This is a genomic window from Serratia sp. D1N4 (genome assembly GCF_054552755.1).
The window spans coordinates 1,706,087-1,729,073 of the sequence record NZ_CM137274.1; the positions used below are offsets into that span (position 1 = coordinate 1,706,087).

The following is a 22,987-nucleotide window of genomic DNA, read 5'->3' on the forward strand; positions in this document are numbered from 1 at the left end:
CGCTTTCTACGGTGAAGTGGCCCGGAGTTTATATGATTGAGCCTTGCAGTCCTGTCAATGAACCGTTGCGTCAGCTGGCACTGGATACGCTCCACGTGCTTGACAGCAACGCAGTGGAAAAACTGGACAGGATCACCCGGCTTGCGGCCAGCTACTTTAATATCCCCATTGCGCTGGTTTCGCTGATCGATCGCGAACGCCAGTGGTTCTTATCGCGTTTTGGCCTAGAGGTCAGAGAAACCCCCAGAAATATCTCATTCTGCGCGCATGCCATCTTGCAGAAAGAGACCTTTATCGTGCACAACACGGCTACCGATGAGCGTTTCTTTGATAACCCACTGGTCACCGGTGGGCCGAAGATTGGTTTTTATGCGGGGCAGCCGCTGTTGTCACTTAACGGTCTGCCGTTGGGCACCTTGTGCATTATCGATCGACAACCGCGCACCTTTTCCCCGCAGCAGGCGGCCGATCTGCATGATTTTGCCGCGATCGTTGAAGAGCATCTGCACGGTATTGAGCGTGATGTCTACACCGAAAGCCTTAAATCTGACCTGGAGCGCACCGAAGCGCTGTTTGAGCAGACCTTTTCCCAGGCTGCCGTCGGCATGGCGTTGGTATCATTGGACGGTTACTGGCTGCGGGTCAATCCACGTATTTGTGAAATATTAGGCTATAGCGAGCGGGAACTGCTGGCGCGTACTTTTCAGGATATTACGCATCCTGAGGATCTGGGCAATGATTTGGCGCTGTTACGGCAGTTATTGGCGGATGAAATAACCACCTACTCCATGGAGAAACGTTATTTCCGCTGCGATGGCGCAATAGTGTGGGTGCAATTAACCGTTTCATTAAACCGCTTGCCCGATGGCTCCCCACACCATTTTATTTCCGCCATTGTGGATATCACCGAACGCAAAGTGGCGGAAAACAATCTGCGTACGCTACAACATGAACTGGAAGATCGGGTCATCCAGCGGACAACAGAGTTAAATGTGGTGGTAAGCAAGCTGAACCTGGAGATTGAGGACCGGGTGTATGCCCAGCACCAGCTCAATGCAGAGAAAGAACGCCTGCGTGCCATTACCGACAACATGCCAGCCCTGATCAGCCAGGTCGGCCCTGATGAGGTGTATCAGTTTGCCAACAGTGCCTATATGCGCTGGTTTGGCCTTGATGAAGCCTCGCTGAAGAAAATGACCTTACGGCAGTTGATGGGTGAAAGTGCTTATTTTGATGCCAAACCGATGATCGAAAAGGCATTACAGGGGCAAACGGTCAGCTTTGAGAATGAATTGCAGACCCGGACCGGCGAACTGATGATTCACACCACGTTGGTGCCTTGTGAAACTCAGGGGTTCTATATTCTGTCGATGGATATCAGCGAGCTTAAACGCTTACAGCGACGGCTGGAATACGATGTGACGCATGACCTGTTGACAGGCTTACCTAACCGGCGGGCGTTCCTCAATCAGTTGGCACAGAGCATGACGGAGTCTGTTGCTAACCAGCAGCCTATGGCGGTGTTATTTATCGATCTGGATGGTTTCAAACAGATCAACGATGCCTTTGGGCATGATTTTGGTGATGCCGTTTTAAAAACCTTCGCCAAATTGCTCAATGGTTGCCTCTACCGCGTGGGCTTCGTCGCCAGACTGGCCGGTGATGAGTTTACCGCCGTGCTTTGGCACTTATCAGACCCTCGCGCAGCAGTGGAGCAGGCGTGTGAAGAGATACTGGTGCAACTGGCGAAGTTGAACAGCATTGGCGATCGGCAAGTGACTTTATCTGCCAGCATTGGTGCCGCTATTTACTTTGGTGATAACACAACGGCCAAAAACCTATTAGGGCAGGCGGATACCGCGATGTACCGTGCAAAATTGGCGGGCAAGGGTAAATATTCTATCTATTGAGCAAAGGCTTGCTGTGTTCATATAGCATATAAAGGAGCGGGAGGTATGTTGAAAAATCTTGGCAAAGATGAAGAGGCTAGGCTGGCATCTCTGGATGCGCTTGAGGCTTTGGGCGGTCTGAATGATGATGCTTTTTATAATATTCTGGATATTACCTGCATGCTTCTCAACCTGCCGGGATGCTTTATCTATCTTTTCGGCTCAAAAAGAATATGGATAAAGGCCAAGAAGAATATTGAGCTTGGAGAGATAGACTACGACAGCCCGTTGTTCAATTTTGTGCGTTACAGTGGCGATACCCTGATTTGTGAAGATACGCATAAAGACGCGCGTTTTGCGGACGACCCTATGGTTACAGGAAAAGCGGCCATTCGTCAGTTTATTGCTACCCCGTTGCGCACGCGTGAAGGCCATATTATTGGTGCTGTCTGTGCCACTAACCGAAAACCAGGGGGCTTTTCCAATATCGAAACGGATCTGCTGAGCAATATGGCAACGATTGCCATCGAGTTGCTAGAGGCACAAAGTGAGATTGGCCTGATTGATGTGGTGACGCGTTTCCCTAACCGGCAACGCCTGATGGGGGATATCAAACAGCTCTCATCGGAGCATGGCGAGTTTGTCCTGATCCTGATTGATACCCTGGATATCAAATATGTCTACGAAATGGCCCGTTCATTTGGCATGGCGGAAGTAGAAAGTGTTTTGCATGACATTGGTCACTTTCTAAAAACCACCTTTATGAACGAGCAGATGATCTATGCTATTTCGCTGGGGCGGTTTGCTATTATTCTGCACGCGGAAAAGTTAAACCGTTACATGGGGCATATGGAGAATTTTGCCGGCAGAATGCAACGTGAAGTCCGCAGCATTGTGCCGCTGAAACTGGATTTTTACGCAGGCTACGTCTGGTTTTCTCCACCCTGCACCAACCCGCCTGAGCTATTACGTATGGCCACCAGTGCGTTGCATGATGCTATTGATGGACGGGCCACTATTTCTGCCTACAGTGAATCTAAAGACGCAACGCGTAAATTTAATCTCAATATACTTAACGATCTGGCCGAAAGCCTGAACCAGCAGCGCGGGCTGTATCTGGTATTTCAGCCAAAGGTTATTTTAGCCACGCGAAAAATTATTGGTGCAGAAGCATTACTCCGTTGGCAGCATCCGACATTGGGCGAGATCCAACCTGATGCCTTTATCCCCATGGCGGAAAGTACGTCGTTGATTAAATTGCTGACTGAATTTGTTATTGCCCGCTCGGTTATTGAGGCCAAGCGATTACGTGAGGCGGGGATCCACATTCCAATTTCGATTAATATCAGCGCCAACAATTTTTCTGAACAGGGTTTTGCGGAAAAGTTAGATCACCAGGTTCGCGGCGGCGGCCTGCTGCCACAAGATATTGAAATTGAATGTCTGGAAACGCAGCGTATTTTGGAAAGCAGCGAAGCCTTGGCCTGCGTGAGGGCGTTGCGTCAGAAAGGCTATGCCATTGCGTTGGATGATTTTGGCACTGGCTACAGTAATCTTAATTATCTCCGCAATATTCCCGCCGACCTGATTAAAATAGATCGTTCATTGATTGAAAACCTAAAGTCGGATAATGACAGCCGTGTCATTGTCGAAAGCCTTATCGAAATGCTGCATAAGCTGAATTATGTCGTCCTGGCGGAAGGGGTTGAAGATCACGAGACGCTGAATTACCTGGAACAATACCAGTGCGATGTTATTCAGGGGTATTTCTATTCTCCACCGATGGTGCTCGAGAAGCTGATTGCTCTGATTGATGCGGAACAGGATGGCATGCTGGCGTCATGCCCGGATGTGGATTGATTCTGGTTTCAATCCACATCCGGGGCAGGATCTGTACTGTGCCTTAGAGTGCCTCTCTGGCTGCGGCCAGCGCGGCTTGTAACTGTTTGCACAGTGCCTCCAGGCCATCGTTTTGCGCCATAATGTCGGGCAGGTTGCCTGCCATGGCGGCCTGTTCTATCTGGATGAGTCTGTTTTCCAGCGTGGTACAAGCAAAGTGCAGGCATTCACCTTTTAGTTGATGAGCGCTGCGCCGGATCGCATCAAAATCCCGTTTCTCCACAGCGGTATGCAGTGAGGCCAACAACGCAGGGAGCTCTTCGATAAATATCGTCACCAATTCGTTAAATAACGTTTTATCGTCACTCAACTGGGCCAAGGCTTGCGGGTAATCGAAAATGGGCGCTTCTGGCTCCGCTTGGCTGAGGTGATAAACGCGCTGAATCTCTGCCCCCAGGTTTTCCAGCAAAATAGGCTTACTGATGTAACCGTCGAATCCGTGGGTTAAACACATTTCCCGGTCGCCTTTCATGGCGTGTGCGGTCATGGCGATGATTGGCTGATGTTTACCCGGCTGCTGCTTTTCCTGGGCACGAACATGTTGCACGGCCTCAATCCCGTCCATTTCCGGCATTTGCAGATCCATCAGAACCACATCGTATTGATCCTGTTCTAATTTTTGCAACGCCAGTTTACCGTTACCCACTACTTCAGAGGTATGGCCCAGTTTACGGATGAAGTTGATCGCCAACTGCTGATTGATCAGATTATCTTCGGCCACCAGAATGCGATAACCGTTATTCACTTCCTGCACTAATTCGCTGATGACGGGCAGAGTTTTGTTGGCATCTTCGGGGATCAGTGTACGTATGATGGTTTCTTGTAGTTCAGTGGTATCGATGGGTTTGGTCAGGAAGCCCGACACACCGACTTTTTTCAGTACGGCGGTGTCTATCCGGTTACCCATGGAGCTGAGCATGATCAATTTGCACTGGCGCAGGCTGGGCGTAGACATAATCTCCAGCGACAGCGCCATACCGTCCATCTCTGGCATTTGTGAATCCAGCAGAATCAACGGGAAGCGCTGGCCGCTGTTCAACACGTCCAACGCCGCCTTGCCCGAATTCACGGTGTGCGGTTTGAACCCCATGTTACGCAGCATATCGAACAGCAACCGCAGGTTGGTTTCATTATCATCCACCACCAACACCGGCATACCCACCAGCGCCTTGGGTAATGCGATGGTTATGCGTGCAGGGCTTGCGTCAACATTGGCCTTGGCGGGCAGGGAAAAGTAGAAACAGCTGCCATGCCCTGGCTGGCTGGAAACCTGGAGTTTGCCCCCCATCATCGCCACCAGGCGGGCAGAAATGGTCAGCCCCAGCCCGGTTCCGCCGTATTTACGCGTCGTCGAGCTGTCTGCCTGGCTGAACGATTCGAAAATAATTGCCTGCTTATCTTCGGCAATCCCAATGCCGGTATCGGTAATACTGAATGTCAGCATGCCCGGTGGCGACATGGACGGGGTGATACGCAGCACCACTTCGCCGTCTTGGGTGAATTTAAGCGCATTGCCAATCAGATTGGTCAGGATCTGCCGCAGGCGCAGCGCATCGCTGTAGAGCGTGGTCGGGACATCGGGATGGATATCGACGATCAGCTCAGGGCCTTTTTCGGCGAACTTGGACATCAGCGGCCGGGTGATCTCATGGACCAAGCTGCGCAGCGTGAAGTTCTCCGGCTCCAGAACGATTTTCCCCGCCTCGATTTTTGAAAAATCCAAGATGTCATCGATGATCTTCAACAAAGCGCGTGCGGATGAGTACACCATGTTGATGTAGTCCCGTTGCTCTTTGTTGAGGTTGGTCTCCAGGCACAGCTGAGTCATCCCCAGGATCCCGTTCATCGGCGTGCGGATCTCATGGCTCATGTTGGCAAGGAACTCACTCTTGGCCTGATTGGCCGCCCGGGCAAGTTCGACTGACTGGCGGGAGGAGAACTCAGCCTCTTTGCGCTCCGTAATATCCTGCAACGTGCCGATGGCCCGCTGCACTTCACCTTTTATGCCCAGGCTGATGATTTGCCCCTGAATCAATACCCAGCGGTAGTCGCCACCCCTATGTTTAATGCGGACCTCACAGTCAAACACCGGCAAAACTGCGTTATTGGCCTGATGCAGACTATCGAGCAACAGCGGTAAATCCTCGGGATGCAGGACCTGTTGCCACAGCGCAGAGGTAAATTGATTGCTTTCACGGCCAACCCCGAGCAGCAATAACAGCGCATCGTTAACCTGCAACCGATCTTGGGTGCACTCCCAATCCCAAATCCCGATATGAGAGGTTTCTGCCGCCAGAATGAAATTACTGTGCAATATCTGCCCGGAATGGGTGATTTCGGCATAATGCGTGATATCGGTATGCAGGCTGACAATGCCACCAGTCGGGATCCGGTGGTGCTGCACGTATAGCGTGCGGCCTGGCAGGTTACGGATTTCGTAATGACCATCCTGCCGGTAGTTGCTGAGCACCGCTTCAGCCAGCTGTGGTTTTTTCAGCAGGTGTGAAGGGGTCATGCTGGTATTGAGAACGCTTTCGATCACTTCTTGCAGAGAAATCCCTGGCTGAAGCAGCCCCTGTAGCCCAGGATAATATTCCTCCACCTTACTATTCCAGTAACACAGGCGTTCTTCCTGGTCATAAACCAGTAACGCCGCCTGGAGGGTATCTAATGCGGGGAGTAAAAGGTTATTTTTCATCCTGCGCCTCTTTACTGGCATCATGATGCAATTCCGCCTGGCGGCGCATAAATTCTAGCCCTGGGGCCATAAAAATTGCCCAGGCAGTGAGCACGTCTTCATTACAGTGTGGATCCAGATCGCGCACGGTTTGCAGTACCGCACGGCGCCAGTAGGCAAACACCGAGGCGGGCAGGTTGAGGCCGTGTTCGCTTTGTTCCCGGGTAACGTGTTCCAGATAATCGGAGACGATGTAGCTGGTGGCAACAGACAGCATGTAGAAAAATGATTTGTAGATTATTTTCTGCTGTTCCTGGTGAGCTTGCGGGTTCGGCAGAACATTAAGTGCCTGAGTGCTTTCAATAAACAGCGCATAGAAATGGGAGAAAAAGGCATCTCCTTGATCTGCCGAGGTAATTCGGTCGTAGCTGTCATTGAATAACACTTCATAATTTGTGCTCATATCATTTTCCTTGAACCTCGGGGAGGCGTGCTCTTTCCTGCGGCAGGTAATGATTTGGCCAATGAAGGCTATCCTTCACCTGCGTGGAGCTTTTGACCCAAGTGATCGACATAGGGTTCATCATAGGGATGAATAAAAATGCACCATACATTCCTGTTACGGGCAAGAGGCAATGTTGTTTTTCTTAAAAGAGTCTAGTTGACAGTAAGGGATGCGCAAGGCGGCAGGAAGAATGAAAATCACATATTATTCATTGCATTAATAAGAGCACCTGCGGGCTAATGCATTGATTAGGGGATTTTTTTGGCAACGGCTAACGCCGCTGCCAGATTGCTCAGGTTAATCCACCAGAACGCGTTTGTTGGTTGCCCCCCAGAGGATCGACATTTCCGTAAACAGCGCCCCGCTAATCTCTTCGACTTCTTCGGCGGTCACTTCTGCCTTGCCCTGCTTACCAAAGAACACCACTTCATCGCCAGGGTTGATATTCTTCAGATCGGTGACATCGACCATCACGGTGTTCATTGAGGTTTTGCCCACAATTGGCACCCGCTGCCCCTGAATCAGCACATGGCCGGCGTTGCTGAATACCCGGCGATAGCCATCGGCATAGCCTACCGGGATATTTGCCAGCACCGAGTCGCGTTTTAGCTGGTAGGTGCGATCGTAGCCCACGGTATTGCCCTTCGGATAATGATTCAGCGCGGCAATCGAGGATTTGAAGGTCATGACGCGCCGATATTCCGTACTGGCGATGGTGTCGCCATAAAATACCCCACCGACGCGCACCATATCGAGCCAGGATTCCGGCACGGTGAGCGTGGCGAAGGTGTTGGCGACGTGCAGCGTCACCTCACTACGCTTGAGCCCGGTAACATCCAGCACCTGCTGTGATTGCACTTTGAAACGGGCGAGGTCTTTCCTGACCGCATCGGCATCTTCTTCAGGATAATGCGACATGATGCCGACAATTTTCAGGTGGCTTAATTCAGAGATCGCCTTGGCCTCTTGCAGACCGGCCGCATTGCTGACTTCTAACCCGTTGCGGGACATACCGCCAGAGTTGAGCGCTAAATGGATGCGCAGCGTTTTCCCCTGTTGGGCGGCAATGGCATCCAAGCGTTTGGCCATCTCCAGATTACCGATCAGCTCTTCAGCATCGTAATCCGTTGCCTGGCGCATCTCCTGCTCGGTGGCATTGCGAACGCGCATTAAGCGCCCGGTAAAACCGAGTTCGCGCACGGTTTTCAACTCCTGATTGCTGGCCACACCGATGCACTGAACGTTGTTTTTCAGCATCACCGGGGTCACCAGCGAGAGATCGTGCCCGTAGGCATCCCCTTTCAGAATGGCGCAGAGGGTGGATTTATTCCCCAGCAACTGCTGAATTTTTTGCGTGTTGTATTCCAGCGCGCTGCGCGAAATCTCAATCCTGGCGTTATCCACCACCGCCGGTTGGCTTTTGGCCGTAATGGATAATGGACTGGTAGCCGTGACGTTGGCTGGTTGATGGCAGGCGGTGATGACCAGCAGAGGTATTAACGCTAAATGACGTAAATGCAGTGACATGCTAACTCCTTAGCAAAATAAAAGGTAACTCCCTGGGACTGAATCAGTTTTTTAGACTTCACTGATGTTTGGTTTTATGCCGACGGGGGTTGTAGTGGGGTGTTGAGATGTCGGCTTTGTGCAATAAACGCTAGAAGGCAGGAGTTGTCAATGGGTTCTTTACTGGTAGAAAGAGAGGGGTAGTATTTTGATTATAAAGATTTTTTTATCAATTCAGAGCTATTGGTTGGCAGAATGCAGGCTCTGCCTTATCTTCTTTTCGCCAGCCAAACCGTATGCCCTGAGCATTGGGGATCTTCCATCACCATATCGATAACCTCAAAGCCACTCGCATTCAGTAGTGCGCGGTACTCCTCCGGTGCCAGGCTGGCATGGAACAGCGGCTCACCTTCAAATTGCCCGATGGCGACGCCATTAGTGGGGCCGCTGGTAAAGATCAGCGCGCTGCCCGGATGGCTGTGCTGCGCAAATATCGGGAACATCTTCTGTTGGTCCTGCTGGGTTAAATGGAAGAAACTGTCCCACGCAATCAGGCCATCAAAGGTTTCGCTCAGCGCTAACTCGCGCATATCCTGCTCTAGCCAACGCTGCTCGGGAAAACGCTCGCGAGCACGATCCAGCATTGCGGTTGCACCATCGATACCCGTGAGTTGAAAACCCTGCTGAATGAAATATCCGGCAATCGGCTGACCATTATCGCAACCGATATCGAGAATGCGCCCCTTCTTGCCGATCGTATCGATAAACTTATCCAGCCAGCTTTTTTCAAACAGTGCGCGTGAGCGCTGGCAAGCAAAAGCGTCAGCATGGCGTTGGTAGATGGAAAGAATGTTTTTTGCCGCAGAGTTGTTCACAATTTACTCGCTATTTATCCGGGTTTTATTAAGGAGTTAATAGGTTAAGTATAAAGCCTGAGTCTGTTTGGTCGCCCTTTCAGGCGACCAAATCACGTGGCTGTTGTTTAATCGTTGATCTTAATCAGAGGGAGATCGTCCCAAATCAATGGATCCTGCTCTGTGCCCCCTGAAAAACTCCAGAGAGCGGGTTCTCTCTGCAGTGGGCGATAGGTACTTGAAAGGCCATCAAGATCCCAGGTTGTGACATAGAATTGGATGCCGTTTAGGCTCATTGGCTCCCCAAGGGCTGCGCTTGCAAAATCGAAGTTAATTGTCCGACTGGCTTTGTCCACCGTGATTGTTGGGGCCGGAGTGATAGACTCTCCAAGTTGATCTGAAGTGGCACCTTGGCTGCTGTAAAGACTGTTTTGCCATCCAAACGCCAGCACCTGCCGATGCCATGTCTGGCCACCTGGCATAGTCGCGTTAAGCTTAGGCAGCATACTTAGCCCCCCCTCTTGGCCGGGCAAATGGATAAAGATGCTGAAGCCCACATGATCGAACCCCAAGGTGGGTAACCAGGTGTCCGAGACGCTGGCCATTTGTAAGCTCAGGCGCACGTTACTGCCAATCTGGAATACCTGGGCCTGCTCTATTGCCAATTGCGGGTTTGCTTTATCGTAGCTGGTATCCTCAGGCAGGTTGTAGTTGCCCATTGGGCCACCCGTGCCATTTCCAGCATCGCCGCTGTCATCGAGTGTGATGCTTGGTAAATCAGGGAAAATAACACGGCTCTGGAAGTGCACATCCGCAGTTGAACTGCCGCTGGCCTCCTCGTAGAGCGCCAGGCGGTGGGATTGTAAACCTACCTGGAAATGACGCAAGTTGAGCAGCCCCTGCCAGTTGCCGTTTTCGTCCACGGTAATCCTGTCAGCCGTTCCCAGGCGGCCATCAATGACCAATCTTATCTGGCTGCCCGGCGTGCCCGTACCGGTGAGAGTGAAATCCGTATCTAGGATCTTGCCTTGCAGGTCTGTCAACAGGGTCATTGTGTGATCCTGTTGGGGAAGTTGCCCACTACCGTCTGCAATCACCATCAGCGCCGACTTGGGTTGCAGGGGAAGCGTCAAGGTTCCGTCCTCTGTGATCACTATCTCCTGACTCTCGTCCATGTTGAGAGTATTTAGGATGCGCAGGCGAGTATTCCCACCTAACCCTGTTTCCATGCGGTTTAGCAGTATTGTCTCCTGTGCGGTGTTGAGGATCACTAAAAGGTCATTACCATCAATGTGACGGCGATAGGCAAAAACACCGGCCCCGTTTTTTTCTTCAGCCAGAATGGTTAAATTGCCCCGTGACAACACCTTGTGCTGATGACGCAGAGTGGTCAACTTTTGAATAAAGTGATACATCTCTGAGTCGCTATCAAAAGAATCAATCTGTTGGCCATCTTCCCGGTAGCCATTCCCGAACATGGCATCACGATGGCCGGTAAAAGCCTGCTCCGTGCCTTGGTAGAGAACAGGTATTCCCGGCAGCGTCAGCATGGTGAACAGGGCCTGTTTGAGATCGTTCAGATTCGCCTGAGCGAGGAAACGTGCCATGTCATGGTTTTCGATGAAGTTACCCAGCCGATAGGGATCGGGATACATTTCCATCATCTTGCGTAGTCTAAAGCCCAACTCTGCGGTTGGACGCCCGCCACCGAACACCTGCGACATGGTCGCTTGAAGAGGGAAATTAAGCATGGACTCGAGTTCGGGCTTTTCCTTGGTACCCAGATAAGCGATGAGTTTCTCCTCACCTTCAGTGTTGTAGGGGGTGGAAGCTTCAAAGATTTCGCCAAGGCTCAAAAAGTCGTTGCGTCCTGTCTCCTTGGCTTTATCCAGGATGCCATTCTGGCCATGGAAGAAGTCGTGGTAAAAATCATGCTCGACAAATTTGACGGTATCAACCCGGAACGCATCCACACCGACCTGCTCAATCCAGTAACGGTAGCTTTGTTTAAGGTAATCGCGTACTGCCGGGGTGGCGGTATTGAGATCGTCAAGATCGGACAACTGATAGGTTAGCTGCTGGTTCAGATCGTTGTGGTCGGCTATTTGGGGCGTCCAGTGGTAAATGGCAGCCTGCTGAGCTTCAGGGCTGTTGCACTGGTTGAGGTTCAGAGGGGAGGGCAGGCTCTGACCTGCCGCCAAGGAATTTGGGATCGGTTCAAAGCCATGGCAAGGTTGGGCCGGGTCATAGGTACCCGAGTAGGTAAAGTAGTTACCCACATGGTTCACGACGATATCCTGGATCAGATACATACCCCGTTGGTGTAGCTCAGTAGCCAGCGCTTGATAGTGACCAAGATCGCCAAAATGTTCGTCGATCTTTTGCATATCACGCGCCCAATAACCGTGGTAGCCGCCATAATTTTGGGCTGGATCCCACCATTGGTTGGCTACGGGCGGTGTCATCCAGACGGTGGTCGCACCAAGCCCGGCTATGTAATCCAGTTTCTGCTGTACGCCAGCGATATCACCACCGCTAAACTTCTTGTCACTGGTGGGGTCGTATTCTCCTGCCCCCTGATCGTTATTGGAGTTATCCCCATCGTTGAAGCGATCAATCATCAGGAAGTAGATGATCTGATCGCGCCAATCAGGTGAGGCGACATGGCGGTAGGAAGAAGATTGCTCACCGTTGTCATTACTATCGAAGCAACCGGCTAAGACGAATGACACCGCCGTAGCCAGTAAGCCCAAACGCGCCTTTCTTATTATGCTCATGGTTTTTCCCAGTTCTCTATGAATAACTATCAAGCATTCTTGCGAGAGAACAGCGAAATTAAATTAGCATTTTACGCCATAATAGTGACTTATAATGCCAGTCTGCGACTCTGTGATAATCTTCACATTACGCTCGTTATCAATGTATAAAACACATCAAACAATAACGCGCATTAAAAAGCTTTTCCCCGAGGGTTATCTCTCCATTGTCGCCATATAAACATCGGCAAAACGCTCTGACCACGATATTTCATCATGCAACCCCCCGCTGATTAACGGGCAGGAAACATCAGAATGCCCTGCCTTTTTCACGCTGCTGCACATGGCTTGCATGCCTTCGATCAGCATTTCTGGTTCTGGTGCATAAGCTAAACGCTCTTGAGTTCCCATATCCATATAAATCCGGGTCGGATAGTTAATGGAATCTGAATTCTGCTCTATATAATTGCGTAATTCATAGCCGTGCATAGGATCGTCTTGTGCTACAACCGAAAATGCCATGAGTTTAGAAAAGCGCTCTTTCAGGCGAGTGCCTACGTACAGGGTCATATATCCTCCCATAGAACTACCTGCCAAAGCGGTAGTTTCCCGGCTGATATTAACCCGATAATTATTCTCTATGTAGGGCATGATGACCTCAGCAATAAAATCACTGGTCTCTTCGCCAAGAGGATCAATATGCCCCGTACCAGGAAGATCCCATTCCCAGGCCGTATATTCACGATAGCGTGCCTTTTTATATTCACCATTAACTTCAGAGTTCAGCTCGGTATCATCATTTTTATTCGGTGAGTCGATGCCGACCACAATAGCTCCTTTAGTTTTTCCTTCACTGACGAGTCTTTCAAGCGTTTCATCAATCTGCCATTCCATGCCATATCCTGCTGTAACTTCATCAAAAATATTCTGCCCATCAAACATATAGAGTACGGGGTAAGATTCATTATTCTGATCATAGCCTGCTGGAAGATAGATTCTGACGGTACGTTGCGCTGTAGTGAGCTGTGGGGTGCTAAATACCTGCGTTTCAACTTTACCCACTAATGTTGAGGGTTTTTCCTTTACTCCACCCTCTTGGTCCTTCCATTTTTTTATCGAGAAATGCAGAATATTATTTTTACCATCATAAGTGACACGGTGATTATGAATAGCATATCCATTTTCATCCAGCTCTTCTGAGCCCCAACTGCCGCGCGTAAACTTGAATTGATGTACGTCGCCAATTTTGTTAAATGGCACGTCAATTTTATATTGGCACTGATCGCCGCCTGGTTGTAAAGGGAGTGGCGGTTTTTTTTCGAGATCGCTGAGGTCATTGCCCCCGTTCCAGCCATTCATGGTTCCTGCCAGATAGATATTTTCTCCTTCTGTAGCTCCGGCAGGTATATTATCCACGCAAAACGTCACTGTATTAGGGGAGGTGACAGATGCTGGTGAATGCTCACTTTTATTATCACAGGCGGTTATTATAAAAGGTGCTAAAAATAAGACAGAAACGTACTTTGAAGTGTTTGTATTCATCCGAACTCTCTTTGCTTTCTTCTTACAGTAATATTCATAGGCCCTAATATCGCGAGTTGCAGCCAGAGTATAGGTAGCTCGAATATAATAGTGCACTTATGTGTTATTGGCTTAGCTCAGCACAATATATTAATAGCAGTAAAAAAGAATGTGACTAGCATGCAACGCCAAAAAAATAGCATTTCATGCCAGTTTGCTGGAGTGTGATCTCCCTCAACTTATAAACACTGTGGGGAATATCCAACGCCATTATTATCGAGTATCAGTTGAGCCCCGCCAACCTGGTGGAAATGGAATATCAGAGGCAAGTTGGTGTCTGGATAATCTATTATCCCTTGCCATTCCCAAGCCCCAGAGTGTTGACGGCCATGCAGTGGCTGAGGAGGGGTATTGTCGTGGCAAACCACATTGACGTGGGACCACTCATCGCGGCTGAAGAGACGAACCAGTACGGCATTTTTCCCTTTAGCGCCTATGACGGTGATTAACTGATGGCAAACTGCGGGTTGCGGGCCTAACAGCACAGGACCATTGAGACAGTAATCATGGCCCCGGTCGTTATCAATATGGGTCTTTCCGCCGACTTGATATTTAATATGAAAGCGAAATGGCGCATGTACAGGCAGATTTGAGGTTGACCATAACTCAAGCTCCTTACTTAATGCACGCTCAAAGGTGGCGCTATAAGGTCGCCATAGCCCGTCCTTATCTTCACCCACGACGGTAACGGACTTGACGAATGACAGGTTGCGCAAGGCAATCCAGATTCTGGCTCCATCACAGTGATACTGTTCCTTATGTCCTTCCTGACGGATCGCGTAGTAGAGACTGACAGCGGGCAACTCATCATCATGGCGGGATGTAGCCTCATAGTATTGCTGGCGATACTGACCGGGGGACATGGAAAACCATTTGCGAAATGCTCGTTGAAAGCTCGGTGTATCTCTGTAACCTAATTGCTGCCCTACCTGCTGGGTGGTGAAGTGTTTAACAGAAAGTAAGCTAATTGCATTATTGCGACGTACCTCCTCCAACAGTTGGTTATAGCTGGTCCCCAGTGTTTGAAACTTGCGCTGGAGCGTGCGTGGCGGTGTACTGTGCAAGGCGGCCAATTCACTCAATTGAGGGGGAGTCGGCAAGGCTTGCGTGAGCTGTTGCTTGACTTGCTCCAACAGCCCTTGCGGTTGAGATTCCTGCTGGGACAGGTGATGCAGGAGTTTGCTCAGTATGTCGTTAAGGTGGGATTGCGGGTTTTGTTGCTGTTTAGTGCCCACATGGAGGGTGGGGTGGATAGCATAATGAGAAGGAAGCAGCCTGAAGTGCAGTGGTATCGTTGTTTTTTGGGACTGAGGCCAGGCCAATCTCCATTCCAGAGAAGGATAGATACGGCTCAGGCTCAAATACCAGATTTGTAGTAGCCACCAGAGCGGTGTCAGGTTAGCTGACTGGCTAAGGGCCTTGAAGGTGATACTGAAACTGAGCCCTGACTCCTGCCACACGGGATACCACCCCAGATTGAGAAGGCGTAGGCTTTCACACCACTTCTGCAAGGAGATGTTGTTGTTCTTCGATGAGGCGGCCGTGCTTTCTACCAGACGCAGCAGATCTTCACAACGCCACATCGAATCCCCAAGTTTGAGTACTTCCTGCCCGGTTGCGTTGGTCAATTGTTGTAAAAGCCAGTGCCACGCGACTTCGAATTCATCCATGAGGTTTTGCCTGAATTTTTAGGGTAAACGTGTCGGGTGCAGGCTTATTATTTTTCAGGTGATCGGCATGTGATAGCAGATGTTGACTAACAAGTGTTTGGTGTCCCCGACTGGAATCGAACCAGTAACTAGCCCTTAGGAGGGGCTTGTTATATCCGTTTAACTACGGGGACCTTGCGGCAAGGGCTTCAGCCTTAACGCTGGGCATTATACCTTTTTTTTCCCGCAGAATAAGCGCTTAGCGGTGCGTTTGCTTATTCCCTCACCAATATGCGGTGAATTTCATCTGATGAGCGGTTTTACATCACATTTTTTGCCGTTTACCCGCCTTTTTCCGTGCATCTAGCGGCCGGTTTTGTCTCGGTTGCCCATATCAGAGCGGAGCTTCTTGGCTCAATAGCCCTCTTCACCGCCCGTTTTCCCTGTTCAAAAAATAGCAAAACCTTCACGCTGCCAACTTTTCCTACGCAATCTTGATCTGGTGCGCGATATTACCCCTAATGGAGTAGATTCGTGGTCAGGTGCAGGCTACGAGCCCTCTGTCGCTTATGTTATGATTCGGTATCACAAGGAAAATTACGAGTCCCCTATGCTGGAAGCCAAAAACCTGAGTTGTGTCCGCGACGAACGCACCCTGTTTAGCGGGTTAAGCTTTTCGGTCAATCCGGGCGATATCATTCAGGTTGAAGGGGCGAATGGCGCGGGTAAAACCAGCTTGCTGCGTATTCTGGCAGGTTTGGCGCAGCCGGAGTCGGGCGAAGTGCTGTGGCACGGCAAAAATACGTTACGCCACCGCGAACAGTATCATCAGGACTTGCTGTTTCTCGGCCATCAGCCGGGGATTAAGTCGATGCTGACCCCGTTTGAAAACCTGCAGTTTTATCAGGCGGTGCGCCAAGCGGCCGATCGCCAGGCGATTTGGCAGGCGCTGGAGCAGGTTGGGTTGGTGGGCTATGAAGATTTGCCGGTGGCGCAACTTTCCGCTGGCCAACAGCGGCGCGTAGCGCTGGCACGGTTATGGCTCAGTAACAGCCCACTGTGGATCCTGGATGAGCCGCTGACGGCGATAGATAAGCAGGGCGTGGTTGAGCTGACGGCGCTGTTTGAACAACATGCGCAGAGCGGTGGTTTAGTGTTGTTAACCACGCATCAGGATTTAACGGGTACCAAACGGGCGGTAGGGAAGATTCGCCTGGCAGCTAATAGCGCGGAGGTCGCCTGATGTTTTTCACCATACTGCGCCGGGAACTGAAGATCGCCTTTCGTAAAGGCTCTGAGATTGTTAACCCGTTGTGGTTCTTCCTGATCGTCATCACGCTATTCCCGTTGGGCATTGGGCCCGAGCCGCAATTGCTGGCGCGCATTGCGCCGGGGATTATCTGGGTTGCAGCGCTGCTGGCCTCGTTGCTGGCGCTGGAACGCCTGTTCCGTGACGATTTTCTTGACGGTTCGCTGGAGCAGCTATTGCTGTTGCCAACGCCGCTGCCGATGACGGTGCTAGGCAAAGTTTGCGCGCACTGGATCGTCACCGGGTTGCCGCTGTTGGTCCTCTCGCCGCTGGCGGCATTGCTGCTGTCGTTGGATGTCCCGACCTGGATCGCGATGGCGTTAACCCTGCTGCTGGGGACGCCGACGCTGAGCCTGATCGGCGCTATTGGCGTGGCGCTGACCGTCGGGTTGCGCAAAGGTGGCGTACTGCTGAGCTTGCTGGTGCTGCCGCTGTATATTCCGGTGCTGATCTTCGCCACGGCAGCCATCGACGCGGCATCAATGGGGATGCCTATCGACGGCTATCTGGCGATCCTGGGGGCGATGCTGGCAGGCAGCGTGACGCTGACACCTTTCGCCACTGCGGCGGCGCTGCGGGTGAGCGTACATTAGCGCGCTATCCGCACAAATTTGGGTCATTCCTTTAGTGTGAGTGGCCATCGAATGAACCTTTGACCTTGAGCGATAACGACAATGTGGAAATGGTTACATCAATTTGCTCGGCCCGAACGGTTGTACCATGTCTGTGGCCGCTGGGTTCCCTGGCTGGGGATTGCCGGGGCTGCTTGCCTGCTGATCGGCTGGGTGTGGGGCTTTGGCTTCGCGCCGAAAGATTATCAGCAGGGTGATAGCTTCCGCATCATGTATATCCATGTGCCAGCGGCGATGTGGTCGATGGGGATCTACGCTTCGATGGCGATCGCCGCTTTTATCGGCCTGGTCTGGCAGATGAAAATGTCAGATACCGTGGTGGCTGCCATGGCACCGGTTGGGGCGATATTTACCTTTATTGCGCTGGTCACCGGTTCCGCCTGGGGTAAACCCATGTGGGGCACCTGGTGGGTATGGGATGCGCGCTTAACCTCAGAGCTGGTGCTGCTGTTCCTCTATATGGGCATTATTGCGCTGTATAACGCCTTTGACGATCGCCGCCTGGCCGGGCGAGCGGCCGGGATCCTGGTGCTGGTGGGCGTCGTCAACATTCCGATCATCCATTTCTCTGTTGAATGGTGGAACACCCTGCATCAGGGATCGACCAATATGCAGCAGAGCATCGCGCCCAGCATGCGCACGCCGCTGCGTTGGGCGATCCTCGGTTATCTGCTGTTCTTTATCACGCTGACGTTAATGCGCTTGCGCAACCTGATCCTGAATCAGGAAAGTCAGCGCCCGTGGGTGGCCGAACTGGTTAATAAGGAGCGCCAATCATGAATGCTGCATTCGATTCCTGGCAGGCATTCTTTGCCATGGGCGGGTACGCTTTTTACGTCTGGCTGGCGGTGGCCGCCACGTTGTTTTCGCTGCTGGGGCTGCTGGTGCATACCCTCTGGCAGCGTAAACAACTGCTCAATGAGGTTGGCCGCCGGCAGGCGCGCGAACGGCGCATTCGCCAGTCACAGCAGCCAAAACAACCAACAGCCTTGCAGTCTGCGGATCAGCGGGGGAAATCACTGTGAATCCACGTCGTAAGAGCCGCCTTTATCTGGCCATTGTGGTGTTGATTGGCGTGGTGCTGACTTCCACGCTGGTACTGTATGCGCTGCGTTCCAATATCGATCTGTTCTATACCCCAGGCGAAATCCTGCAAGGTAAAGGTGAGAAGCATGAAAAGCCTGAGATCGGGCAACGATTGCGTATTGGCGGCATGGTGATGCCGGGCTCGGTGAAGCGCGATCAGCAAAGCTTGCAGGTGAGTTTTAAAGTGTACGACGCCCGTGGGGCGATCGAAGTCACTTATGACGGCATTCTGCCGGATCTGTTCCGCGAAGGGCAGGGCGTGGTGGCGCAGGGTGTGCTGGGCGAAGGGAACGTGGTTAATGCCCGCGAGGTGCTGGCTAAGCACGATGAGAAATACACGCCGCCGGAAGTGGCGGAGGCGATGAAAGACAATCACCAACGCCCGGCAGAGGCCTACGTCACTCCACAGACAGGGAGCAGCAAGTCATGATGCCTGAAGTCGGGAGTTTTCTGCTGTGTCTGGCGCTGGCGATTTCGCTGTTGCTGAGCATTTACCCGCAATGGGGCGCGGCACGCCTGGATCAACGCATGATGGCGGTGGCCCGTCCGTTGAGCTATGGCATGTTTGCTGCCATTGCGCTGGCGTTTTTCTGCCTGGTGCACGCGTTTGTTACCAATGATTTTACCGTGGCCTACGTAGCTGCCAACTCCAATACGCAACTGCCAGTGTATTACCGCATCGCTGCCACCTGGGGAGCGCATGAAGGATCGTTACTGCTGTGGGTACTGTTGCTGAGCTGTTGGTCGCTGGCGGTAGCCCTGTTTAGCCGCACGATGCCGCAAGATGCGGTGGCGCGAGTGCTGTCCGTAATGGGGATGATTACCGCCGGTTTCCTGCTGTTTATCATCATGACTTCCAACCCGTTCACCCGCACGTTACCGAGCTTCCCGATTGACGGCAGCGATCTCAACCCGCTGTTGCAGGATATCGGGCTGATCTTCCACCCGCCGCTGCTGTATATGGGCTACGTTGGTTTCTCGGTGGCTTTTGCCTTTGCCATTGCTTCGCTGATGGCTGGGCGGCTCGATACCGCCTGGGCGCGCTGGTCACGTCCGTGGACTATGGCGGCCTGGGTATTCCTCACCATGGGCATCGTGCTGGGTTCAGCCTGGGCTTACTACGAACTGGGTTGGGGCGGCTGGTGGTTCTGGGATCCGGTGGAAAACGCTTCCTTTATGCCGTGGCTGGCGGGAACCGCGCTGATCCATTCGTTGGCGGTGACTGAGAAACGCGGCACTTTCAAAGCCTGGACGGTGTTGCTGGCGATTACCGCCTTCTCGCTGTGCCTGCTAGGTACCTTCCTGGTGCGCTCCGGCGTGCTGGTTTCCGTTCACTCGTTTGCTTCCGATCCGGCTCGCGGCATGTTTATCCTCGCCTATCTGGTGCTGGTGATCGGGGGTTCACTGCTGCTGTATGCGGTGAAGGGCGGGCAGGTGCGCAGCCGGGTGCAACACGAAACCTTCTCGCGGGAAACTTTCCTGCTGGGTAATAACCTGCTGCTGATCGCCGCCATGCTGGTGGTGTTGCTGGGCACGCTGTTGCCGCTGGTGCATAAACAGCTGGGCTTGGGCAGTATTTCCATCGGTGAGCCGTTCTTCAATACCATGTTCACCTGGCTGATGGCTCCGCTGGCGCTGCTGCTGGGGATTGGCCCGCTGGTGCGCTGGCGCCGTGATGAACCCAGCAAGCTCTGGCGCCGCCTGAGCGTCGCGCTGGTAGTGACCTTGCTGCTGTCGATTTTGCTGCCTTGGCTGCTGCAAGACAGCATTGCTGGCATGACGGTGGTCGGGCTGATGATGGCAGTATGGGTGATCGTGCTGACGTTAATGGAGTTGCACGAACGTGCCACTCATCGCCATAGTTTCTGGCAGGGTTTAACACGGCTTTCCCGCAGCCACTGGGGCATGGTGTTAGGCCATTTGGGCGTGGCGGTAACGGTGATTGGCATCGCTTTCAGCCAGAACTACAGCGTGGAGCGCGATGTGCGCATGAAGGCGGGTGATAGCGTAGAAATTCATGATTATCGCTTCACCTTCCGTGACGTTCACGACATTCGTGGTTCGAACTATACCGGCGGCGTCGGGATTATTGACGTAACGCGCAACGGCAAGCCAGAGGCCACATTGCATGCCGAAAAACGCTACTACAGCGTGGCGCGCAGCATGATGACCGAAGCGGCCATCGACGGCGGCCTGACGCGCGATCTGTATGCCGCATTGGGCGAAGAGTTGGAAGATGGTGCGTGGGCGGTGCGTTTGTACTACAAACCTTTTGTCCGCTGGATCTGGTTCGGTGGCGTGTTTATGGCGCTCGGTGGCGTGCTGTGTATTCTCGATCCGCGTTACCGCATGAGCAAAAAGCTTAAACGTGAAGCCAAATTGGGGGAACAGGCATGAGACGTAATCTGTTGTTTATTCCGTTAATCTTGTTCCTGCTGCTGGTAGTGGCATTGTTGGTGCAACTGACGCGTAACGCCGGGGGTGAAGACCCGACCATGCTGGAATCCGCATTGATTGGCAAACCGGTGCCCACCTTTAAGCTGGAGTCGCTGGAGCAGCCCGGCAAAACCTTCGATCAGGCGGTGCTGCGTAACGGTAAACCAATGCTGCTCAACGTTTGGGCGACCTGGTGCCCCACCTGCCGTGCTGAGCATCAATACCTCAACACCCTGGCTGCTCAAGGCGTCCGCGTCGTTGGGCTGAACTACAAAGACGATCGTGCCAAAGCGATCACCTGGCTTAATCAGTTGGGTAATCCTTACGCCCTCAGCCTGTTCGATGGTGACGGTATGCTGGGGCTGGATCTCGGTGTTTATGGCGCGCCGGAAACTTTCCTGATCGACGGTGACGGTATTATCCGCTATCGCCACGCCGGGGACATGAACGAACGTGTCTGGCAGCAGGAAGTTTTGCCGTTGTACCGCAAGTACGGAGGTGATGCATGAGGCTGATGACGCTGATGTTGGCCGCATTGCTGAGCTGGAGCGCGGCGGCGGCGATCGACACCTATCAGTTCAATTCGGTAGAGCAGGAACAGCAATACCGCGAACTGACCGAACAGCTACGCTGCCCCAAATGCCAGAACAACAGCATTGCCGATTCCAACGCGATTATCGCGGCGGATATGCGCACTAAGGTTTACGAGTTGATGATGCAAGGGCAAAGCAAGCAGCAGGTGGTTGATTATATGGTGGCGCGCTACGGCAACTTCGTCACCTATGAACCGCCGGTAACCCCCGCGACGTTGATCCTGTGGATCGGGCCGTTGCTGTTTGTGCTAATCGGTGGGGCGGTCGTGATATTGCGTACCCGCCATCGCCGGGCGGATACGGGTGATGAAAATTTCTCCGAACAGGAGCAGCGGCGCTTGGCTGCGTTACTGAAAGAGACTGAGAGGAAGAAACCCTGATGGCTTTTTGGCTGATGGTTATTGTGCTGTTGGTTGGGGCTGCCGCTTTACTGGTGGTTCCCGCGCTGCGCCAGAGTAAAGAGAGTTCTGCGGCCAGCCGTGACGCGTTGAACAAGGCATTGTATCAGGATCGCCTCAGCGAGTTGGAGCAGGATGAACAGCAGGGCGTAGTGGCAGAACGCCCTGAAATGATCAGGGAACTGCAACAGAATTTGCTGAATGATATCCCTGGGCAGCAGGAAGATCGGGTGTGGCCCATCAACCGTTGGGCGCTGGTGCCCGGTGTGCTGGTGCTGGCGGTGGTTGCCGTTGGGCTTTATCTGAAAACCGGCGGGTTGGTTCAGGTTCAGGTCTGGCATCAAGTAGAATCCCAAATGCCTGAACTGCGTAAACGCGTGGCTGATGAGCGTGCGCAACCTCTCACTCAGGAAGAGATTGCCCGCCTCGGGCTGGGGTTACGCACCGCGTTGCAGGACGATGACAGAAATATCAACGATTGGATGATGCTTGGCCGCGTCGGGATGGCGCTCAACAATGCCACCACCGCGACGCAGGCTTTCGCCCATGCCTATCGCCTGGATCCGAATAACATGGATGTGCGCCTCGGCTATGCCGAAGTGTTGACGCGCTCCAACGATCCGCAAGATAATCAGCAAGCTACCGATATGCTGCGCAAAATGGCCGCTGAAGATCATACCAATCTACGGGTGTTCAGCCTGCTGGCGTTTAATGCGTTTGAGCAGGGTAATTATCAGCAGGCGATCGGTGCCTGGCAGGTGATGCTGAAGTTATTACCGGCTGGCGATCCGCGTAGCGAAGTAATCAAGCGCAGCATTGAACAAGCAAAAGTACAGGCAGGAGAAGAAACTGTTAAACTTGTTGTTAATGTCACACTGTCGCCAGAAGCGACAAAAGCATTACCGCAACAAGGAACGCTGATCGTGTCGGTTACTGATGGTGCTAGCCCAGTGCCGGTCGCTGTTAAACAATTGCCTTTGAGCCGTTTCCCGCTGTCATTTTCTGTCGATGACAGCAACGCTATGATGCCAGAACGCCTGCTTTCGGCACTGCATCAGGTGAAGGTACGCGTTCGTCTTTCACAAGATGGCCTGGTTACCCCACAACCGGGGGATTGGTTTGGTGAAAGTGTGTTGCAAAAGTTTAGCGGCAAAGAGCAGGTCAGTGTCCAGATAGACAAACAGGTCCCCTGATAAAAACTGAATGGGTTTCATGGA

At 52.3% G+C, this 22,987-nt stretch carries 18 protein-coding genes and 1 tRNA gene; 11 read left to right on the forward strand and 8 right to left on the reverse strand.

Features of this window, described 5'->3' with window-relative positions; translation table 11 throughout:
* Positions 1 to 32: 32 nt before the first annotated feature.
* Together ACX1CU_RS07320 and ACX1CU_RS07325 are read left to right on the forward strand one after the other, a co-directional pair.
* Complete coding sequence (locus tag ACX1CU_RS07320) at positions 33 to 1,910, forward strand: diguanylate cyclase domain-containing protein (RefSeq protein ID WP_459401921.1); 1,878 nt, start codon at positions 33 to 35, stop codon at positions 1,908 to 1,910.
* 45 nt (positions 1,911 to 1,955) lie between these two features.
* Complete coding sequence (locus tag ACX1CU_RS07325; RefSeq protein ID WP_459401922.1) at positions 1,956 to 3,749, forward strand: EAL domain-containing protein; 1,794 nt, start codon at positions 1,956 to 1,958, stop codon at positions 3,747 to 3,749.
* A 43-nt stretch (positions 3,750 to 3,792) separates the two neighbouring features.
* Here ACX1CU_RS07325 and ACX1CU_RS07330 read toward each other — a convergent pair whose 3' ends face one another.
* The 8 genes from ACX1CU_RS07330 to ACX1CU_RS07365 form a co-directional block, all read right to left on the reverse strand.
* The gene (locus tag ACX1CU_RS07330) at positions 3,793 to 6,486 is read right to left on the reverse strand and encodes a response regulator (protein WP_459401923.1); all 2,694 of its coding nucleotides are present in this window, start codon (positions 6,484 to 6,486) and stop codon (positions 3,793 to 3,795) included.
* Positions 6,476 to 6,928: a Globin gene (locus tag ACX1CU_RS07335; RefSeq protein WP_459401924.1), complete on the reverse strand. Its 453-nt coding sequence runs from the start codon at positions 6,926 to 6,928 to the stop codon at positions 6,476 to 6,478. The genes ACX1CU_RS07330 and ACX1CU_RS07335 overlap by 11 nt, the downstream gene beginning before the upstream one ends.
* 339 nt (positions 6,929 to 7,267) lie before the next feature.
* On the reverse strand, positions 7,268 to 8,497 hold the full coding sequence (gene alr, locus ACX1CU_RS07340) for an alanine racemase (RefSeq protein WP_459401925.1): 1,230 nt from the start codon (positions 8,495 to 8,497) through the stop codon (positions 7,268 to 7,270).
* A gap of 248 nt (positions 8,498 to 8,745) precedes the next feature.
* Complete coding sequence (locus tag ACX1CU_RS07345; protein ID WP_459401926.1) at positions 8,746 to 9,351, reverse strand: class I SAM-dependent DNA methyltransferase; 606 nt, start codon at positions 9,349 to 9,351, stop codon at positions 8,746 to 8,748.
* Positions 9,352 to 9,458: 107 nt separating this feature from the next.
* Positions 9,459 to 12,107, reverse strand: coding sequence for an alpha-amylase family glycosyl hydrolase (locus ACX1CU_RS07350; RefSeq protein ID WP_459401927.1), 2,649 nt, complete (start codon positions 12,105 to 12,107; stop codon positions 9,459 to 9,461).
* A 195-nt stretch (positions 12,108 to 12,302) separates the two neighbouring features.
* Positions 12,303 to 13,628, reverse strand: coding sequence for an alpha/beta hydrolase-fold protein (locus ACX1CU_RS07355; protein WP_459401928.1), 1,326 nt, complete (start codon positions 13,626 to 13,628; stop codon positions 12,303 to 12,305).
* Between the two features lie 218 nt (positions 13,629 to 13,846).
* A complete protein-coding gene (locus tag ACX1CU_RS07360) occupies positions 13,847 to 15,337 on the reverse strand; it encodes a helix-turn-helix transcriptional regulator (protein ID WP_459401929.1) in 1,491 nt (496 codons plus the stop codon).
* A gap of 98 nt (positions 15,338 to 15,435) precedes the next feature.
* Positions 15,436 to 15,510 (reverse strand) — tRNA-Arg (locus ACX1CU_RS07365).
* A 416-nt stretch (positions 15,511 to 15,926) separates the two neighbouring features.
* Between ACX1CU_RS07365 and ccmA the strand changes: the two genes are divergently transcribed.
* From ccmA to ccmI, 9 genes are all read left to right on the forward strand, one after another.
* Complete coding sequence (gene ccmA / locus ACX1CU_RS07370) at positions 15,927 to 16,559, forward strand: cytochrome c biogenesis heme-transporting ATPase CcmA (protein WP_459401930.1); 633 nt, start codon at positions 15,927 to 15,929, stop codon at positions 16,557 to 16,559.
* Positions 16,559 to 17,218 carry a heme exporter protein CcmB gene (gene ccmB / locus ACX1CU_RS07375; RefSeq protein ID WP_459401931.1) on the forward strand — a complete coding sequence of 220 codons (660 nt, stop codon included), beginning with the start codon at positions 16,559 to 16,561 and terminating at the stop codon, positions 17,216 to 17,218. Before ccmA ends, ccmB begins: the two co-directional genes overlap by 1 nt.
* Before the next feature lie 81 nt (positions 17,219 to 17,299).
* Positions 17,300 to 18,037, forward strand: a complete 738-nt coding sequence (locus ACX1CU_RS07380; RefSeq protein ID WP_459401932.1) for a heme ABC transporter permease — start codon at positions 17,300 to 17,302, stop codon at positions 18,035 to 18,037.
* Positions 18,034 to 18,282, forward strand: a complete 249-nt coding sequence (ccmD, locus tag ACX1CU_RS07385; RefSeq protein ID WP_459401933.1) for a heme exporter protein CcmD — start codon at positions 18,034 to 18,036, stop codon at positions 18,280 to 18,282. The genes ACX1CU_RS07380 and ccmD overlap by 4 nt, the downstream gene beginning before the upstream one ends.
* Positions 18,279 to 18,773 carry a cytochrome c maturation protein CcmE gene (gene ccmE / locus ACX1CU_RS07390; RefSeq protein WP_459401934.1) on the forward strand — a complete coding sequence of 165 codons (495 nt, stop codon included), beginning with the start codon at positions 18,279 to 18,281 and terminating at the stop codon, positions 18,771 to 18,773. Before ccmD ends, ccmE begins: the two co-directional genes overlap by 4 nt.
* The gene (locus ACX1CU_RS07395; RefSeq protein WP_459401935.1) at positions 18,770 to 20,740 is read left to right on the forward strand and encodes a heme lyase CcmF/NrfE family subunit; all 1,971 of its coding nucleotides are present in this window, start codon (positions 18,770 to 18,772) and stop codon (positions 20,738 to 20,740) included. Before ccmE ends, ACX1CU_RS07395 begins: the two co-directional genes overlap by 4 nt.
* Positions 20,737 to 21,288 (forward strand): DsbE family thiol:disulfide interchange protein, encoded by a 552-nt coding sequence (locus tag ACX1CU_RS07400; RefSeq protein WP_459401936.1) that lies wholly within the window; start codon positions 20,737 to 20,739, stop codon positions 21,286 to 21,288. The genes ACX1CU_RS07395 and ACX1CU_RS07400 overlap by 4 nt, the downstream gene beginning before the upstream one ends.
* Positions 21,285 to 21,752 carry a cytochrome c-type biogenesis protein gene (locus ACX1CU_RS07405; protein ID WP_459401937.1) on the forward strand — a complete coding sequence of 156 codons (468 nt, stop codon included), beginning with the start codon at positions 21,285 to 21,287 and terminating at the stop codon, positions 21,750 to 21,752. Before ACX1CU_RS07400 ends, ACX1CU_RS07405 begins: the two co-directional genes overlap by 4 nt.
* Complete coding sequence (gene ccmI / locus ACX1CU_RS07410; protein ID WP_459401938.1) at positions 21,752 to 22,963, forward strand: c-type cytochrome biogenesis protein CcmI; 1,212 nt, start codon at positions 21,752 to 21,754, stop codon at positions 22,961 to 22,963. The genes ACX1CU_RS07405 and ccmI overlap by 1 nt, the downstream gene beginning before the upstream one ends.
* Positions 22,964 to 22,987: the final 24 nt, after the last annotated feature.

Coding starts and splice junctions, on each gene's coding strand:
- ACX1CU_RS07380 (WP_459401932.1), top strand. CDS start 17,300: ATGTGGAAATGGTTACATCAATTTGCTCGGCCCGAACGGTTGTACCAT.
- ACX1CU_RS07405 (WP_459401937.1), top strand. CDS start 21,285: ATGAGGCTGATGACGCTGATGTTGGCCGCATTGCTGAGCTGGAGCGCG.
- ACX1CU_RS07320 (WP_459401921.1), top strand. CDS start 33: ATGATTGAGCCTTGCAGTCCTGTCAATGAACCGTTGCGTCAGCTGGCA.
- ccmB (WP_459401931.1), top strand. CDS start 16,559: ATGTTTTTCACCATACTGCGCCGGGAACTGAAGATCGCCTTTCGTAAA.
- ACX1CU_RS07395 (WP_459401935.1), top strand. CDS start 18,770: ATGATGCCTGAAGTCGGGAGTTTTCTGCTGTGTCTGGCGCTGGCGATT.
- alr (WP_459401925.1), bottom strand. CDS start 8,497: ATGTCACTGCATTTACGTCATTTAGCGTTAATACCTCTGCTGGTCATC.
- ACX1CU_RS07400 (WP_459401936.1), top strand. CDS start 20,737: ATGAGACGTAATCTGTTGTTTATTCCGTTAATCTTGTTCCTGCTGCTG.
- ACX1CU_RS07335 (WP_459401924.1), bottom strand. CDS start 6,928: ATGAGCACAAATTATGAAGTGTTATTCAATGACAGCTACGACCGAATT.
- ACX1CU_RS07360 (WP_459401929.1), bottom strand. CDS start 15,337: ATGGATGAATTCGAAGTCGCGTGGCACTGGCTTTTACAACAATTGACC.
- ccmA (WP_459401930.1), top strand. CDS start 15,927: ATGCTGGAAGCCAAAAACCTGAGTTGTGTCCGCGACGAACGCACCCTG.
- ACX1CU_RS07325 (WP_459401922.1), top strand. CDS start 1,956: ATGTTGAAAAATCTTGGCAAAGATGAAGAGGCTAGGCTGGCATCTCTG.
- ACX1CU_RS07355 (WP_459401928.1), bottom strand. CDS start 13,628: ATGAATACAAACACTTCAAAGTACGTTTCTGTCTTATTTTTAGCACCT.
- ACX1CU_RS07330 (WP_459401923.1), bottom strand. CDS start 6,486: ATGAAAAATAACCTTTTACTCCCCGCATTAGATACCCTCCAGGCGGCG.
- ccmI (WP_459401938.1), top strand. CDS start 21,752: ATGGCTTTTTGGCTGATGGTTATTGTGCTGTTGGTTGGGGCTGCCGCT.
- ccmD (WP_459401933.1), top strand. CDS start 18,034: ATGAATGCTGCATTCGATTCCTGGCAGGCATTCTTTGCCATGGGCGGG.
- ACX1CU_RS07350 (WP_459401927.1), bottom strand. CDS start 12,107: ATGAGCATAATAAGAAAGGCGCGTTTGGGCTTACTGGCTACGGCGGTG.